The 15742-nt window shown below is 70.7% G+C and carries 11 protein-coding genes; 9 read left to right on the forward strand and 2 right to left on the reverse strand.

The annotated features are described in order from the left end of the window. The first annotated feature begins 25 nt into the window (after positions 1 to 25). On the forward strand, positions 26 to 727 hold the full coding sequence (gene tsaB, locus P6166_RS10940; protein WP_277764488.1) for a tRNA (adenosine(37)-N6)-threonylcarbamoyltransferase complex dimerization subunit type 1 TsaB: 702 nt from the start codon (positions 26 to 28) through the stop codon (positions 725 to 727). Between the two features lie 29 nt (positions 728 to 756). Beyond that, a complete protein-coding gene (locus P6166_RS10945; protein ID WP_277764489.1) occupies positions 757 to 1878 on the forward strand; it encodes a hypothetical protein in 1122 nt (373 codons plus the stop codon). Between the two features lie 15 nt (positions 1879 to 1893). Here P6166_RS10945 and P6166_RS10950 read toward each other — a convergent pair whose 3' ends face one another. Then, entirely contained in the window at positions 1894 to 2784 is an 891-nt protein-coding gene (locus P6166_RS10950) for an energy transducer TonB (protein ID WP_130318812.1), read from the reverse strand. Next, positions 2781 to 3731, reverse strand: a complete 951-nt coding sequence (gshB, locus tag P6166_RS10955) for a glutathione synthase (RefSeq protein ID WP_277764490.1) — start codon at positions 3729 to 3731, stop codon at positions 2781 to 2783. Before gshB ends, P6166_RS10950 begins: the two co-directional genes overlap by 4 nt. A 289-nt stretch (positions 3732 to 4020) precedes the next feature. On the opposite strand from gshB, the gene pilG reads away from it, so the two are divergent. From pilG to P6166_RS10990, 7 genes are all read left to right on the forward strand, one after another. After that, positions 4021 to 4422 carry a twitching motility response regulator PilG gene (gene pilG / locus P6166_RS10960; RefSeq protein WP_057646033.1) on the forward strand — a complete coding sequence of 134 codons (402 nt, stop codon included), beginning with the start codon at positions 4021 to 4023 and terminating at the stop codon, positions 4420 to 4422. A gap of 16 nt (positions 4423 to 4438) precedes the next feature. After that, positions 4439 to 4801, forward strand: a complete 363-nt coding sequence (locus tag P6166_RS10965) for a response regulator (RefSeq protein ID WP_130318814.1) — start codon at positions 4439 to 4441, stop codon at positions 4799 to 4801. After that, a complete protein-coding gene (locus tag P6166_RS10970; protein ID WP_277764491.1) occupies positions 4801 to 5331 on the forward strand; it encodes a chemotaxis protein CheW in 531 nt (176 codons plus the stop codon). Before P6166_RS10965 ends, P6166_RS10970 begins: the two co-directional genes overlap by 1 nt. 36 nt (positions 5332 to 5367) lie before the next feature. Beyond that, positions 5368 to 7404 (forward strand): methyl-accepting chemotaxis protein, encoded by a 2037-nt coding sequence (locus P6166_RS10975; RefSeq protein WP_277764492.1) that lies wholly within the window; start codon positions 5368 to 5370, stop codon positions 7402 to 7404. Positions 7405 to 7525: 121 nt separating this feature from the next. Then, positions 7526 to 13777: an Hpt domain-containing protein gene (locus P6166_RS10980; RefSeq protein WP_277764493.1), complete on the forward strand. Its 6252-nt coding sequence runs from the start codon at positions 7526 to 7528 to the stop codon at positions 13775 to 13777. 4 nt (positions 13778 to 13781) lie between these two features. Continuing rightward, entirely contained in the window at positions 13782 to 15062 is a 1281-nt protein-coding gene (locus P6166_RS10985) for a chemotaxis protein CheB (RefSeq protein WP_277764503.1), read from the forward strand. A gap of 34 nt (positions 15063 to 15096) precedes the next feature. After that, the gene (locus tag P6166_RS10990) at positions 15097 to 15564 is read left to right on the forward strand and encodes a chemotaxis protein CheW (protein WP_277764494.1); all 468 of its coding nucleotides are present in this window, start codon (positions 15097 to 15099) and stop codon (positions 15562 to 15564) included. Positions 15565 to 15742 lie beyond the last annotated feature (178 nt).

The following is a 15742-nucleotide window of genomic DNA, read 5'->3' on the forward strand; positions in this document are numbered from 1 at the left end:
GCGCGCGTTTCCCCCGGGTGCCTCCATGAACGTCCTCGCCTTCGAAACCTCGACCGAAGCCTGCTCCGTCGCCCTGCATACGGCCGGCGGCACGATCGAGCGCTTCGAACTGGCGCCGCGCCGGCATGCCGAGCTGGCGCTGCCGTGGGCGCAGGCGCTGCTGGCCGAGGCCGGCCTTTCGCGCGCGCAGCTCGACGCCATCGCGGTGGGCCGTGGCCCGGGCGCGTTCACCGGCGTGCGGCTGGCCATCGGCATCGCGCAGGGCATCGCGCTGGCGCTGGACGTGCCGGTGCTGCCGGTCTCCACGCTGGAAGTGCTGGTCCGGCGCGCACCGGCCGATGCCACGCGCGTGCTGGCCAGCATCGATGCACGGATGGGCGAGGTGTACGCCGCCGCGTTCGCGCGCGAAGGCGATGGCTGGCGCGCGCTCGACGAGGAGCGCGTACTGGCGCCGCACGCCGTGGCGCTGCCCGACGATGCGGCGCACTGGTACGGCGTGGGCACCGGTTTCGCCGCCGCCGATGGCGTGCTGGCGCAGCGGCTGGCGCCATGGCTGCGCGGTGTGGATGCGCAGGCGCTGCCGCATGCGGCCGATGTCATCGCGCTGGCGCTGCCGCGCCTGGCGGCCGGGCAGGGCATGGCGGCGGAAAAGATCGAGCCGGCCTACCTGCGCAACAACGTCGCGCTGACCCTGGAAGAACAGAAGGCGGCGAAAGCCCAGCGCTAGCCGCTCCCCACGCAAGGAACACGCCGCCCATGGATGGATACGCACGCTTCGCCCTGCTCGCCGGCCTCGCTTTCAGTGGCTGTGCCAGCGCCGGCACGGTCTACGAAGGCACGCTCGGCAAGTCGGCCATCGTCGCCGAGCTGGCGCAGGGCAAGGACGGTACCGACGGCCGTTACTTCTACCGCCGCCATCGGCTGGACATCGCGCTGGAAGCGCAGCCGGCCGACCACGGCGTGGTGGCGATGCAAGAAAACGCGGACTGGCACAGCGACGAATCCGAACGGCCGCGCTGGACGCTGCGCAAGGGCAGCGACGGCGCCTACACCGGGCAATGGCGCGATGCGAAGGGCAAGACCTTGCCGATCGCGCTCAAGCCGCTCGCGGTGGCAAGCCTGCCCGCCGATGCCGACCCCGCGCTCGACGCGCTGCGCAAGGCCGAGCCCTACGACTACCTGCGCCTGTCCGGCCTGACACTGGTGGACGACGGCAGCGAGCAGCATGGCGCGTACCGCCTGCGCTGGCGCCGCGAGCCGGCCAGCGGCATCCGCCTGTTCGAGGTGGTGGACGGCTATCCGGCCGATGCGCGCGAGCGCGTGAACCGCGTGCTGCACGCGCGCCTCTGGGCCGGGGTGCAGGCGTACTACGAATGCCTCTCCGGCGGCGGCGAAGGCGAGTACGACCAGACCGTCACCGTGCACCGCATCGACGCCAAGATCCTCAGCGCCAGCGTGTTCACCAGTTACTACTGCGGCGGCGCGCATCCGGATTTCGGCGACAGCCCGATCAACCTGGACCCGCGCACCGGCCGCGAGCTGCGGCTGGAAGACGTGATCTCCACCGGCAAGCCGGCGCCAACCGACGAACACGGCAGCGCGTGGCTCGACTACCGCTCGCAGGTGTGGGCGCCGTGGCTGGTGGCGCAGTTCCAGCGCCTGTACCCGGAACAGATGAAAGCCGGCGAAGGCGAGGACGACTGCGATTACGCCGACGACCAGGTCTGGTCGTTCCCGAGCTGGCATGCCACCGACCAGGGACTGTACCTGGGCGCGAGCTTCTACCGCGCCGCGCGCGCCTGCGATGAGCCGGAGTGGAGCGTGCTGCCGTGGTCGGTGGTGCGCCGCCATCGCGGCGCGGTCGACATCGCGCCCTGAGCCGGGCGCGTCGGCTCAGCGGTCGTCGCGCAGTTCGCCGTTCTGCAGGAACAGCCAGGTGCGGGTGACCTGCAGGATGTCCACGCCGTCGTCGGTCTTGGGCAGCGCGGGGAAGGGCTGGGCGAGTTGCACCACGCGCAGCGCGGCGTTGTCGAGCACCGGCACGCCGCTGGAAATGAGGATGCGCGAGCTCTCCACCGAACCATCGCGGCGCACGCCCACGGTGATCACCACCCGCCCGCTCAGGCGGCGCTGGCGCGCTTCGTCCGGGTAGTTGAGGTTGCCCACCCGCTCGGCGCGGTCCACCCAGGCGCGCAGGTAGTTGGCGTAGGCGTACTCGCGCGTGCTGGCGGAGACGAACTTGCGGTTCGGGCGCTTGGCGTACTGCTCCGAGCGCAGGTGCACCTCGGCGGCCAGCCGCGCCATCTCCGCATCGCGCTGCTCGCGCAGGGCCTGCGCGGCGCTCTGCGGGCGCTGCACTTCCGGGTTGGGCTGCTGCGCCGGCAGGGGTTCCTCGCCGCGCCGGCTGGCCACCACGCGCGCCTCCGGCGGGGGCGTGGCCGCCGCTTGCTGCGCCTGCACCGGCACCGGTGCCAGGCCGGTGCGCGGCTGCGGCACCACGCCGGGCTGGCTGTCGCGCGGGCGGGCGGCCTTGTCGTGGTCGCCGCCGCCCTGCTGGTTGGCCTGGGCAAGGAAATCGGCCTGCTTGGGCGTCAGCGGGGTGCTGGTCTGGCTGAAGATCACGTCCAGCGTGGGCACCAGCGGCGCCTCGTCGCTGACCGCGAACCCCACGCCGAGGATCAGCAGCCCGTAGACGATCAGCGACAGCACCAGGGTGGCGCTCAGGCGCTGGTTCTCCACCGCGCGCGGGTCGGGCGCGCGGCCGGCGGCGGGCGCGGCGCTCATGCGGCCAGGTCAGCCTCGAGCACGTCGAACAGCTGGCCGCAGATGTTCAGGCCGTACTGCGCGTCGAGCTCGCGCGCGCAGGTCGGGCTGGTGACGTTGACCTCGGTGAGGTAGTCGCCGATCACGTCCAGGCCGACGAAGCGCATGCCGCGGCGCTTCATCTCCGGCCCGACCTGGGCGGCGATCCAGCGGTCGCGCTCGCTCAGCGGGCGGCCTTCGCCGCGGCCGCCGGCGGCCAGGTTGCCGCGGAATTCGTCGCCCTGCGGGATGCGCGCCAGGCAGTAGTCCACCGGTACGCCGTCGATCAGCAGGATGCGCTTGTCGCCGGCGCTGATGTCCGGGATGAAGCGCTGCGCCATGGCCAGCTTGCGGCCGCCGTCGGTGAGCGTTTCCAGGATCACGTTGAGGTTGGGGTCGCCCTGGCCGCTGCGGAAGATCGAGCGCCCGCCCATGCCATCCAGCGGCTTGAGCACCACCTGCCCGTGCTCGGCGGCGAAGGCCTTCAGCTGCGCGGCGTCGCGGCTGACCAGCGTGGGCGGGCAGCACTGCGGGAACAGCTGCGCGGCCAGCTTCTCGTTGAAGTCGCGCAGGCCCTGGGGGTCGTTGACCACCTGCGCGCCGGCCTGCTGGGCGATGCCGAGCAGGTGGGTGTCGTAGAGGTATTCAGGGTCGAACGGCGGGTCCTTGCGCATCAGCACGACCTGGCCCGGCCCGAACGCCAGCTCGGCGAACTCGCCCAGGGTGAACCAGCCGGCCTTGTCGTCGCGCACCGACAGCGGGGCGACGGTGGCGATGGCGTTGCCGCCGCGCAGGGCCAGCCCACCGGGCCGCACGTAGTGCAGGCGGTGGCCGCGGCGCTGGGCCTCCAGCAGCATGGCGAAGGTGGTGTCCTTGGCGATCTTGATCTGGGCGATGGGGTCCATCACCACGATGACGTCTAGCGGCATGACGCGAACCTGGGGTTAAAGCATGGGAGCTGGCCGCCGATGTTAACGGTTCGAGGGGCCGACGCGGGCACGTCCGCGGCGGAACGGACCGGGCCGTCCAAGGGGGACAGGAGATGCCGGAAATCTGCGCAAAACTGCGAACCAGTTCCGCCGGCCCCGGCTACCGGGCGGGCGGGTTTGCTGGGCCACTATCGCCGCGCTTGACAGTATCGGCGGGTATTGGGATATACATGACGTTTCGCAGCGGTGCCGGACTGGATGAAGCACCGCGCGTCCCGGGGACATTGGAATGACTGAAAACATTGCTGCGGGCGGGGAGCTCGCAGGTCTGAGGGTCATGGTCATCGACGATTCGAAGACCATCCGCCGCACCGCCGAGACCTTGCTCAAGCGCGAGGGTTGCGAGGTCGTCACCGCGACCGACGGCTTCGAGGCCTTGGCCAAGATCGCAGACCAGCAGCCGCAGATCATCTTCGTGGACATCATGATGCCGCGCCTGGATGGCTACCAAACCTGCGCGCTGATCAAGGGCAACCAGCTGTTCAAGTCCACGCCGGTGATCATGCTGTCCTCCAAGGACGGCCTGTTCGACAAGGCGCGTGGCCGCATCGTGGGCTCGGAGCAGTACCTGACCAAGCCTTTCACCCGTGAAGAACTGCTGAGCGCCATCCGCACATACGTCAACGCCTGACCAGGGGGAAGGGCAAATGGCAAAAATCCTGCTGATCGAAGATTCGCCGACCGATCGGGCGGTCTTCAGCCAGTGGCTTGAGAAGGCCGGCCACCAGGTCGTCGCCACGGACAACGCCGAGGAAGGACTCACGCTGGCCAAGGGCCAGCTGCCCGACCTGGTCGTGATGGACGTGGTGCTGCCGGGCATGAGCGGCTTCCAGGCCACGCGCGCGATGTCGCGCGACGAGGCGACCAAGCACATCCCGGTGCTGATCGTCAGCACCAAGGGCATGGAAACCGACAAGGCCTGGGGCCTGCGCCAGGGCGCGGCCGACTACATCGTCAAGCCGCCGCGCGAGGAAGACCTCATCGCGCGCATCGCCGAGCTGGTGGGCTGATGCGCTCTCCGTTCGACATCCTCGAAGTCTACGAACGGCGCAGCCTGGCCCATGCGGTGCAGCTGCCCGAGCGCCAGTTCGCCACCGACGTGTGGCGCGGCGTGGGCTACCGCGTCGGCCAGCGCCGGCTGGTGTCGGACTTCCGCGAAGTGGTGGAAATCGTGCCGATGCCGCCGGTGACCCCGGTGCCCGGCGCGCAGCCGTGGCTGCTGGGCGTGGGCAACCTGCGCGGCAACCTGTTCCCGGTGGTCGACCTGAAGCAGTTCATGGAAGGCCGGCGCACCGTGCTGCACGAAGGCCAGCGCGTCCTGATCATGCGCCAGGCCGGTGGCGACGTGGCCCTGACCATCGACGAGCTGTTCGGCCAGCGCAGTTTCGAGCTGGCCCAGGCCACCGCGCCGGGCGAGATCGCCCAGGGCCGCTATGGCCATTTCGTCGATCGCGCCTTCCGCGCCGAAGAACAGGACTGGGGCGTGTTTTCCCTGTCGCTGCTGTCGCGCACCCCCGAATTCCGGCAGGCCGCGGCGTAAGCCGGGCCCGCCACGCATCGAGCATCGAGGTCGAAAATGAGTACCGCCCCGGACGCGCCCCAGAACAAGAAGATTGGCGGAGTCAGCACGAGCTTCTGGCTCATCCTGCTGGCGCTGTCGCTGATCGTGTTCGCCGCTAACTTCGCCGTGTCGACCTGGCAGGGCAGCCGCCTGGCCGGCGCCTCCACCGGCGCGGCCGACCTGCAGGTGCTCTCGCAGCAGCTGGCCAACCAGGGCCGCGAGGCAGTGTCCGGTGATGCCAAGGCGTTCGCCGCCTTCAAGGACACCAAGACCCAGATCGACAAGACCGTCTCGGAGCTGGAAGGCCGCTACGGCCAGGAGACCGGCGTGTCCGGGCCGATCCGCCAGCTCAAGTCCACCTGGACCCCGCTGGGCAAGAGCGCCGAGCAGGTGATCGCCTCCGAGCCGGCCGTGCTGGCCCTGGCCGGCAATGCCGACCGCTTCACCGGCGCGGTGCCGCAGCTGCAGGCGCAGTTGAACGAGGTGGTGCGCGCGATGACCGTCAGCGGCGCCCCGGCGTCGCAGATCTACAACACCCTGCAGCAGGTCGTGGTCGCCGGCACCATGGCGCGCCGCGTGACCGAAATGCGTGCCGGCGGTGCCGGCGCGGCGGCCTCCGGCGACGCGCTGGCGCGCGACTCGGTGGTGTTCAGCCAGATGCTCGAAGGCCTGCGCAACGGCAACGAGGAACTGGGCATCGTGGCGGTGAAGAACCCCGCGGCGCTGTCGGCCCTGGAACAGTCGCAGGCGCAGTGGGCGACGATGAAGAAGGACGTCGACGCCATCCTCGCCAGCTCGCGCAACCTGTTCGCCGCGCAGTCCTCGGCGGCGGCGATCACCGGCGGCTCGGGCAAGATGCTCGACGACAGCAAGAAGCTGTTCGACGCGTTCTCCGCCTTCGGTTCGGTGCGCGACACCCGCCTGTTCCCCAACCTGTGGCTGGGCGTGTTGTCCGGCGGCATCCTGGTGCTGTCGATCATCGGCCTGGTCTGGTCGATGGTGCGTGCCCGTTCGCGCGAACAGGAATTGCGCCTGCAGACGCAGGTGGAATTCAACAGCCGCAACCAGCAGGCGATCATGCGGCTGCTGGACGAAATCTCCTCGCTCGGCGAGGGCGACCTGACGGTGAAGGCCTCGGTGACCGAGGACATGACCGGCGCCATCGCCGACGCTATCAACTACGCCGTGGACGAGCTGCGCCACCTGGTGACCACGATCAACGACACCTCGGCCAAGGTCGCGGTGTCCTCGCAGGAAACCCAGGCCACCGCCATGCAGCTGGCCGAAGCGGCCGGCCACCAGGCCAGCCAGATCACCACCGCCTCCGAGCGCATCAACGAAATCGCCGCGAGCATCGAACAGGTGTCGCGCAACTCCACCGAGTCGGCCGAAGTGGCGCAGCGCTCGGTGGTCATCGCCGCCGAGGGTGCCGGCGTGGTGCGCGAGACGATCCAGGGCATGGACCAGATCCGCGACCAGATCCAGGAAACCTCCAAGCGCATCAAGCGCCTGGGCGAATCCTCGCAGGAGATCGGCTCGATCGTGGAACTGATCAACGACATTTCCGAGCAGACCAACATCCTCGCGCTCAACGCGGCGGTGCAGGCGGCCTCGGCGGGCGAGGCCGGCCGCGGCTTCGCGGTCGTGGCCGACGAAGTGCAGCGCCTGGCGGAACGTACCTCCGGCGCGACCCGACGCATCGAAAGCCTCGTGCAGACCATTCAGGCCGATACCAACGAGGCGGTCAGCTCGATGGAGCAGACCACCTCCGAAGTGGTGTCCGGCGCGCGCCTGGCCGAGGACGCCGGTACCGCGCTGACCGAAATCGAGCGCGTGTCCAACGCACTGAACAATTTGATTAAGAACATCTCCATCGCCGCCCACCAGCAGTCCGCGGCGGCGACGGACATCACCCAGACGATGGACGTCATCCGCAAGATCACCGGCCAGACCTCGCAGGGTGCGGGGCAGACGGCCGAGTCGATCGGCCACCTGGCACAGCTGGCCGCCGACCTGCGTCGTTCGGTCGCCGACTTCAAGCTGCCGGCGTGAGCGACGGGCGGAACGGGAAAGGAATTACGAGAATGACGCGTAGCGATACGCCAATGCAGGAAAAGGCCGCGCCGCGGGCGCGCTTGCGCGTGGCCATGGCGGATAGCTCGGGGGGGCTGCAATGAGTGCACTGCGCGATGCGATGAGCCACGCGGCGCTGGGTTGGGTGAAGCCCGAACTCGACGAGACGCTGCGCCAGGCCCGCCACGAGATCGAGTTCTTCGTCGAGGAACCGGCCGACACCAGCCGCATGCGCTTCTGCGCCGGCTACCTGCACCAGGTGCAGGGCACCTTGCGCATGGTCGAGCTGTACGCCCCGGCGATGGTGGCCGAGGAGCTGGAACTGCTGGCCAAGGCCGTGCAGGAAGGCAAGGTCGCCGACACCCACGAAGCCTGCGCGATGCTGATGCGCGGCACCGTGCTGCTGCCCGATTACCTGGAGCGCCTGCAGAACGGCCACCGCGACATCCCGATCGTGCTGCTGCCGCTGCTCAACGAAATCCGCGCCATGCGTGGCGAGGCGGTGCTCAACGAAAGCGTGCTGTTTGCCTTCGACCCGCAGGCCGGCAACGCGACCGAGGCCGAACTGGACCACGCGCGCGGCAGCCTGAGCGGCCGCAACCGCGAACTGCTCGACACCGTCGGCAACGCGGTGAAGGAAGAATTGCTGCGCGTGAAGGACGCGCTGGACCTGCACCTGCGCACCGGCGGCGATGTCGCCGAGCTGCAGGCGCAGGTGAACGACCTGGGCAGCGTGGCCGACACGCTCGGCATGATGGGCCTGGGCGTGGCGCGCAACGTGGTGGTGCAGCAGCGCGATGCGCTGCGCCGCATCGTGGACGGCCAGCAGCAGGTCGACGAAGGCCTGCTGCTCGATATCGCCGGCGCGCTGCTCTACGTCGATGCCTCGCTGGACGACCAGGTCGCGCGCCTGGGCGCGGACGCGAGCAACGACGACGACGTCAACGCCAATGCCAACGCCTCGGAAGTGCGTCGCACGCTGGAAGTGCTGGCGCACGAGGCCATCGCCAACTTCGGCGCGGCGCGCGAGCACTTCGTCGCCTTCATCGAGACGAACTGGGACCACCACCGCCTGGCCGACGTGCCGCAGCTGCTGGGAGAAGTCGGCGGCGCGCTGCGCATCCTCGAACTGCCCGAGCCTGCCGATTACCTGGAAGGCGTGCGCCGCTACATCGAGCGCGAGCTGATCGCCAAGCAGCGCGTGCCCAGTGGCCGCCAGCTGGACACCCTGGCCGATGCGATGGCCAGCCTGGAGTACTACCTCGAAGCCCTGCGCGAACGCCGCCCGGGCCGCGAGGAAATCCTCGACATCACCCGCAGCAGCCTGGAAACCCTGCGTTACTGGCCGCTGCCGTCCGAGGATGCCGAGCAGGCGCTGCCGCCGCCGGCGCCCGCCTTCGTGGCCGCGCCGGTCGCCGCGCCCGTGGCGGAGGCCGTGGCCGAATACGCGGCCGCCGAGCCGCTGGCCGTCGAACCGGAAACCATCGAGATCGAGGCCATCGAACTGGCGCCGGTCGCCGAGCTGGCCGAGCCCGTCGAGGCGCGCCACGAACTGACCGTGGCCGACATCAGCCCGCTGCCGCAGGGGCTGCACGTCACCGCCGGCGGTTTCGAATGGACGCTGCAGGAAGCCGCGCCGGTCGAGGCGGTGGCGGTGTCGTTCGACCCGGTCGCCGCCGAGCAGGATTTCGCCCCCGCGCTGGAAACGGCACAGATCGCGCCGATCGACCTGTCCGCCGATGGCGGCCAGGCGCCGACCGGCAGCGAATGGAATGCCGACCACGCGGGACTGTCGTTCGATCCGGTTTCCGCCGAGCAGGACATCGACGCGGCCGCGGCGCAGGTGACCTACCGTTTCGATGCCAGCCAGCTGGAAGGCGAGGCGGCGACGCCGGCGGCCTCGTTCTCCGAGGCGAGCTTCGAGCCGGCATCCGCCGACGAACTGCCGCCGCTGCCGCCGCTGCCCGAAGTACAGCCCGAGCCCGCCGCCGCCGCGCCCGACGCACCGCAGGCGTTCGATCCGAACGACCCGGCGCTGGACGCCGACAGCCCGTTCGTGGAGTCCTTCGAGGCCACGCTGCCCGCGTTCCTGGAAGAAGAAGCCGCACCCGCCGCCGACGCCTCGGCGCCGCACGTGCAGGAAGGCACGATCAGCAAGATCGAGCTGGATGACGCGCATGCCGCGTTCATCGCCGAGCTCGATGCCGCCGCCGCCGGTTTCAGCACCACGCCCGCGCCGGTGGCCGAAGCCGCCGCGCCGGTCGCCGCCGCGGACGCCCCGGCCCCGCTGGAAGGCGGTTTCGAGGACGACGGCAACGAGATCGACAGCGACATCCGCGACGTGTTCCTGGAGGAATTCGACGAGGAACTGGTCAACCTCGGCCAGCTGCTGCCCGTGTGGCGCGCCGCGCCGGACAGCGTGGAGAACCTGCGCCCGATCCGCCGCGTGTTCCATACCCTCAAGGGCAGCGGCCGCCTGGTCGGCGCGCGCACCCTGGGCGAGTTCAGCTGGAAGATCGAGGGCATGCTCAACCGCGTGCTCGACGGCACGCGCCCGGCCAGCCCGGCCGTGGTCGCCATGGTCGACCAGGCCTACCAGGTGCTGCCGCAGCTCAACGCCGCCCTGCGCGGCAATGGCCGCATCGCCGCCGACCTGATGGCGATGCAGGCCGTGGCCGATCGTATCGGCGCCGGCGAGGACGCCTGGTACGTGCCGACCGCCGCCACCGCGGCCGTCGCCGCCCCGGTGGTCGCCGAAGCCGCCGCCCCGCAGAACGTGTTCGCCGGCGAAGGCACGCCCGCCTCGGTGGACAGCGTGCTGCGCGAGATCCTCGAAGCCGAGGTCGCCACGCACCTGGAAACCGTGCACGCCTGGCTGGCGCAATCGCGCCCGGTGCCGCAGCCGGTGACCGAGGCATTGCTGCGCGCGGTGCACACCATGAGCGGTGCGTTCGCGATGACCGACGTGCCGGAGATCACCGCGGTCACCACGCCGGCGGAAACCTTCGTCAAGCGTTCGCTCGCCGCCGGCCGCACGCCGGAGGCCGCGGGCGTGGACGGCATCGCCGATACCGCCGCGGCAATCGCCACCACGGTGGCGGCGCTGCAGGCCGAATCCCCGCGCATTCCGTCCTTCGCCGACGTGGCCGCGCGCCTGCGCGCGCTGGTCGATACGCTGCCCGAAGCGCAATGGCCGCCGCAGCACATGCTGGGCGGCGACGAGCACGAGGCCATCGCGCCGCTGGCCGACGAGGAACTCACCGGTCCGCAGGACCTGGGCGCCTACCTCGACCCGCAGGTGGTGGATGCCGGCGTGCGCCCGGCCGATCCGTACGCGGACCTGGCGGTCGAGGAAATCGAGATGCCGCTGCCGGCCGAGCCGGAAGCGGTCCAGGCCGCCCCGGTGGACGAGGCGAGCGAAGCACCGAACAACGACGGCCTGGCCGAAGCGCTGGCCGCGTTCGAAGCGCTGGCGCCGGCCGCCCCGCCCGCCGAGCCCGAACCGGCGCCGGTCGAGTCGGGCTGGCAGGTCGAGGAAGTCGTGCTGTCCGCGCCCGAAGCCGAAGCCCCGGCGTTCTCGCCGGAGGATGTCGGGTCGGCCGTGGACGCCGGCACCGAACCGGCGGCGCCGGCCTGGGCGATCGAGGAAGTCATCGCCGCCGTCGCCGAAGTGGTGCCGCCGGCCGAGCAGACCCCCGCGTTCGACGCGGCGGACGTCATCGACGCCGCGCCGCTGGCCGAGCCGGCGCACGAAGTGCCGGTCGTCGAAGACGTCGTGGTCGAGGAGATCGTGGCTGACGTGCCGGTGGAGGAAGCCATCGACGCATCGGCCCTGGAGACACCGGCCGAAGTTGTGCGGGTCGAGGACACCGACGTCGCGCAGACGGAGGTCCAGGCCACGCTGGTCGAGGCCACGCCCGCCGAAGCGACCTACGCCGAAGCCGCGCCTGTTGAAGCACCCGCCGAAGTACGCGCCGACACCGACGCCGCCGCGGCGGAACTCGATGCCGGCCCGCTGGACTTCAACGAGCTGGACCGCGAGCTGGTCGATATCTTCGTCGAGGAAGGCAAGGACCTGCTCGACCATTGCGACGGCCTCATCGCCGGCCTGCGCGAAGCCCCGGAAGACCGCGAACTGGTCGCGGGCCTGCAGCGCGACCTGCACACCCTCAAGGGTGGCGCGCGCATGGCCGGCATCAACGCCATCGGCGACCTGGGCCACGGCATCGAATCGCTGCTGGAAGTGGTCGCCGCCCACCGCACCGAGATCGGTCGCGACGACGTGCGCCTGCTCGAACGCGGTTTCGACCGCCTGCACCAACTGCTGACCCGCACCGGCCAGCACCGCGCGGTGCGGATGCCGACCGACCTCATCGACGCGTTCGACGCGCGCACCCAGGGCCGCACCGAAGTGCCGGCCGCCGATGCCGACGTGGCGCGCATGATCAGCGCCGCGGTCGAGCCGGTGGCGGTGGCGCCGCTGTCGGCCCCGGTGCCGGTGGAAGGCGTGGTCGACGAGGAACTCGGCCCGGCCCGCGCGCCGCAGGAACAGGTGCGCGTGCGTGCCGACCTGCTCGACAGCCTGGTCAACCACGCCGGCGAAGTGGCGATCTACCGCTCGCGCCTGGAACAGCAGCTGGGTGCCTTCCGCGGCGCCATGGCCGAGCTGGACCGCACCAACGCGCGTCTGCGCGACCAGCTGCGCCGCCTGGACCTGGAAACCGAAGCGCAGATCGTCGCGCGCTACCAGCGCGAGCAGGACCAGGGCGACACCACGTTCGATCCGCTGGAACTGGACCGCTTCTCCACGCTGCAGCAGCTCAGCCGCGCGCTGAACGAATCGGCGGCCGACTTGGGTGGCCTGCAGGGCGTGCTGGACGATCTCTCGCGCCAGTACGACTCGCTGCTGCAACAGCAGTCGCGCGTCAGCTCCGAACTGCAGGACGGCCTGATGCGCGCGCGCATGGTGCCGTTCGACGGCCTCGTGCCGCGCTTGCGCCGCGTGGTGCGCCAGGCCGCTAGCGATACCGGCAAGCAGGTGCACCTGCTGCTGGAAGGCACCCACGGCGAACTGGACCGCAACGTCCTGGACCGCATGGTCGCCCCGCTGGAACACATGCTGCGCAACTCCGTGGCCCATGGCCTGGAGAAGCCGAAGGCACGCCGCGAGGCGGGCAAGGCGGAAGAAGGCACCATCGCGATCAAGCTGCGCCGCGAAGGCTCGGAAATCGTGTTGGAGGTCTCCGACGACGGTGCCGGCCTGGACCGCGAGGCGATCCGCCGCCGCGGCGAGCAGCGTGGCCTGATCGCCGCCGACGCGGTGCTCAGCGACAACGAGCTGGACCAGCTGATCTTCGCCGCCGGCTTCAGTACCTCCGAATCGGTCAGCCAGCTGGCCGGCCGTGGCGTGGGCATGGACGTGGTGCGCAACGAAGTGCGCCAGCTCGGCGGCTCGGTGGACATCCACTCCGTGCGCGGCCAGGGCGTCACCTTCACCCTGCGCCTGCCGCAGACGCTGGCGGTCACCCAGGCGGTGTTCGTGCGCATTGGCGAGACCACCTTCGCCGTGCCGGTGGCGTCGGTCAGCGGCATCGGCCGCATCGGCCGCGAGCGCTACAGCGCCGGCGCGGGCGGCTACCACTACGGTGGCGAGGAATACGCGCTGCACGACCTCGGCTCGCTGGTCGGCCAGGCGGCGGCCAATGCCGATGGCGCGGCGCAGATCCCGCTGCTGCTGGTGCGCGCCGGCGACCTGCGCGCGGCGGTGGCGATCGACCAGGTGCTGGGCAACCGCGAAATCGTGGTCAAGCCGGTGGGCCTGCAGATCGCTTCGGTGCCGGGCATCTACGGTGCGACCATCACCGGCGATGGCCGCGTGGTGGTTATCCTCGACGTCGCCCCGCTGGTGCGTCGCCACCTCGCCCAGCCGGCGCGTCCGGCTGCCGAGCCGGTGGTGGAGACGCAGCGCCGCGTGCCGCTGGTGATGGTGGTGGACGACTCGTTGACCATGCGCAAGGTCACCGGCCGCGTGCTGGAGCGCCACAACTTCGAGGTGTCCACCGCGCGCGACGGCGTCGAGGCGCTGGAGCAGCTGGAAGAACGCGTGCCCGACCTGATGCTGCTGGACATCGAAATGCCGCGCATGGACGGTTACGAGCTGGCCACCGCGATGCGCGCGGACGCGCGCTTCAAGGATGTGCCGATCGTGATGATCACTTCGCGCTCGGGCGACAAGCATCGCCAGCGCGCCTTCGAGATCGGCGTGCAGCGCTACCTCGGCAAGCCTTACCAAGAGTTGGATCTGATGCGAAACGTGTACGACCTGCTGGGTATCGCCCGTGTCCGCGAGTAACGAACTGGGAACCCCGGTCGCGTTGCTGGGCCGCAGCGGCCCGGCACGCGAGAGGATGCGCGAGGCGCTGTCGCTGATCGGCGCGCGCGTGGTGCTGGAAGACGAGCCGGGCGCGATCGATGCGCGCACGCTGGCCGACGCGGAGCCCGCGGCGGTGCTGGTGGCGCTGGAGCCGGCGATCGAGGATGCGCTCGAAGCGCTGGAGCCGGTGCTCAACCGGCCCGACGTGACGGTGATCTTCGACGAGGCCGAGCTGGCCGCGCGCCGCGAGGGCTGGGACGCGCAGCGCTGGGCCCGCCACCTGGCGGCCAAGCTGCACGGCCACGGCGACGTGCTGCCGCCGGGCGCCGAGCAGGAGCCGAGCTGGACGCCCGAGCCGGGCCTGCCGGTCACGCCGGCCGAGCTGCATTCGGCCCAGCCGGTGGCGCCGCACCTGCAAGCGGCTGCGCAGGCGCTGGACGAGGTGCCGGGCGATGCGCTGTTCACCGCGTCCACGCTGTCGCTGGCGCCGGAAGAAGACGTCGTGGTGCCGGTGATCGAGCGCGCGCATGCGCTGCTTGAGCCGATCGACGCTCCGTTCGCCGACGCGCCGGTGGACACGCCGGCACCCGCGCCGGCCTCGGCGCTGGGTGATTCGAGCACGTGGGGTTTGGTCGAGGACGTGGCGATCGTGGAGCGTCCGCGCAGCGAGGCGCAGTTCGACCATCTTCCCGACGGCGGGCTGTCGCTGGTGGACCTGGAGTCCGCGGCGGCGACGAAGGCGCAGGGTGCGGTGCTGGTGATGGCGGGCATCGGCGGGCCGGATGCGATCCGTCGCCTGCTGGGCGCGCTGCCGGCCGAGTTCCCGCGCGCGGTGTTGATCCGCATGCCGCTCGATGGGGGCCAGTACGGCAACCTGGTGCGGCAGATGGGCCGGGTGTCGCCGTTGCCGGTGGAACTGGCCGAGGCGGGCTTGGCGCTGGCGCCGGGCAAGGCTTACATCCTGCCTGACGGCGTGGGCCTGGTGATCGGCGAGGCGGGGCTGTCCTTCGCCGAGGGCGAGGGGTCGGCGGTGTTGGTGCCGGCGTTGCCGGCCGACGACAGCGCGGTGCTGCTGCTCAGCGGCGCGAGCGAGGCGCTGGTGCCGGACGTGCTGGCGCTGGCCGAGCAGGGCGCGTGGGTGGCCGGGCAGTCGGCGGAAGGGTGCTATGACCCGGCCGCGGCGGCGCGGCTGGTGCAGCAGGGCCGTCCGTCGGGCGACCCGGTGCAGCTGGCGCAGTCGCTGGCCGAGCGCTGGCCGGGCTGAGGCCCGGCGGCGAACCGTTCTTCAGGAGTCTTAGATGAGCTACGCCAGTAACGACGAAATCCGCGGCGTCCTGATCCAGGCGGGCGACGAGCGCGTGCTGCTGCCGAACGCGACGGTGGCCGAGGTAATGTCGCGCGTGCCGGTGGAGCCGCTAGGCGATGCGCCGCGCTGGTTGGTCGGGCAGATTGCGTGGCACGGTTGGAAGGTGCCGTTGTTGTCGTTCGCGCGGCTGAGCGGGCTGGGCGAGGAGCCGGCAGCGGTGAACAACAAGATCGTGGTGCTCAAGGCGCTGGGTGGTCACGCGGGGCTGCCGTATTTCGCGCTGCTGACGGCGTCGTTCCCGCAGTTGATCTCGGTGCCGCGCGATGGGCTGCTGGCCGATGCGTCGGAGGAGGCGCTGCCGCAGGGGGTGCACATGCGCGTGCTGCTCGGCGAGCAGAGTGCGTTGTTGCCGGATCTGGATGCGATCGAGGCGATGGTGTTGGAGAGCATCGCGGCTTGATCTTTCGATCGGTTTGATCGTTTTGGTCGGCTTGGTCGGCTTGCGGTGCGGTTTGTCGCGTCGCTGATGCGCGGCTTGCTTTAGTGGGTCGCGCGGCGCCCGGGGGCAGGCCCTTTCCGGGACACGCCGTGAATCCATCCATGGAGGCTCGTAGGCGACATCCATGTCGCCTACGGTC

It is taken from the genome of Stenotrophomonas sp. HITSZ_GD, from assembly GCF_029543105.1.
Classification (GTDB): domain Bacteria; phylum Pseudomonadota; class Gammaproteobacteria; order Xanthomonadales; family Xanthomonadaceae; genus Stenotrophomonas_A.

Excerpts from the sequence above, each read along its gene's own strand:
- tsaB (WP_277764488.1), top strand. The coding sequence starts at position 26 with ATGAACGTCCTCGCCTTCGAAACCTCGACCGAAGCCTGCTCCGTCGCC.
- P6166_RS10945 (WP_277764489.1), top strand. The coding sequence starts at position 757 with ATGGATGGATACGCACGCTTCGCCCTGCTCGCCGGCCTCGCTTTCAGT.
- P6166_RS10950 (WP_130318812.1), bottom strand. The coding sequence starts at position 2,784 with ATGAGCGCCGCGCCCGCCGCCGGCCGCGCGCCCGACCCGCGCGCGGTG.
- gshB (WP_277764490.1), bottom strand. The coding sequence starts at position 3,731 with ATGCCGCTAGACGTCATCGTGGTGATGGACCCCATCGCCCAGATCAAG.
- pilG (WP_057646033.1), top strand. The coding sequence starts at position 4,021 with ATGACTGAAAACATTGCTGCGGGCGGGGAGCTCGCAGGTCTGAGGGTC.
- P6166_RS10965 (WP_130318814.1), top strand. The coding sequence starts at position 4,439 with ATGGCAAAAATCCTGCTGATCGAAGATTCGCCGACCGATCGGGCGGTC.
- P6166_RS10970 (WP_277764491.1), top strand. The coding sequence starts at position 4,801 with ATGCGCTCTCCGTTCGACATCCTCGAAGTCTACGAACGGCGCAGCCTG.
- P6166_RS10975 (WP_277764492.1), top strand. The coding sequence starts at position 5,368 with ATGAGTACCGCCCCGGACGCGCCCCAGAACAAGAAGATTGGCGGAGTC.
- P6166_RS10980 (WP_277764493.1), top strand. The coding sequence starts at position 7,526 with ATGAGTGCACTGCGCGATGCGATGAGCCACGCGGCGCTGGGTTGGGTG.
- P6166_RS10990 (WP_277764494.1), top strand. The coding sequence starts at position 15,097 with ATGAGCTACGCCAGTAACGACGAAATCCGCGGCGTCCTGATCCAGGCG.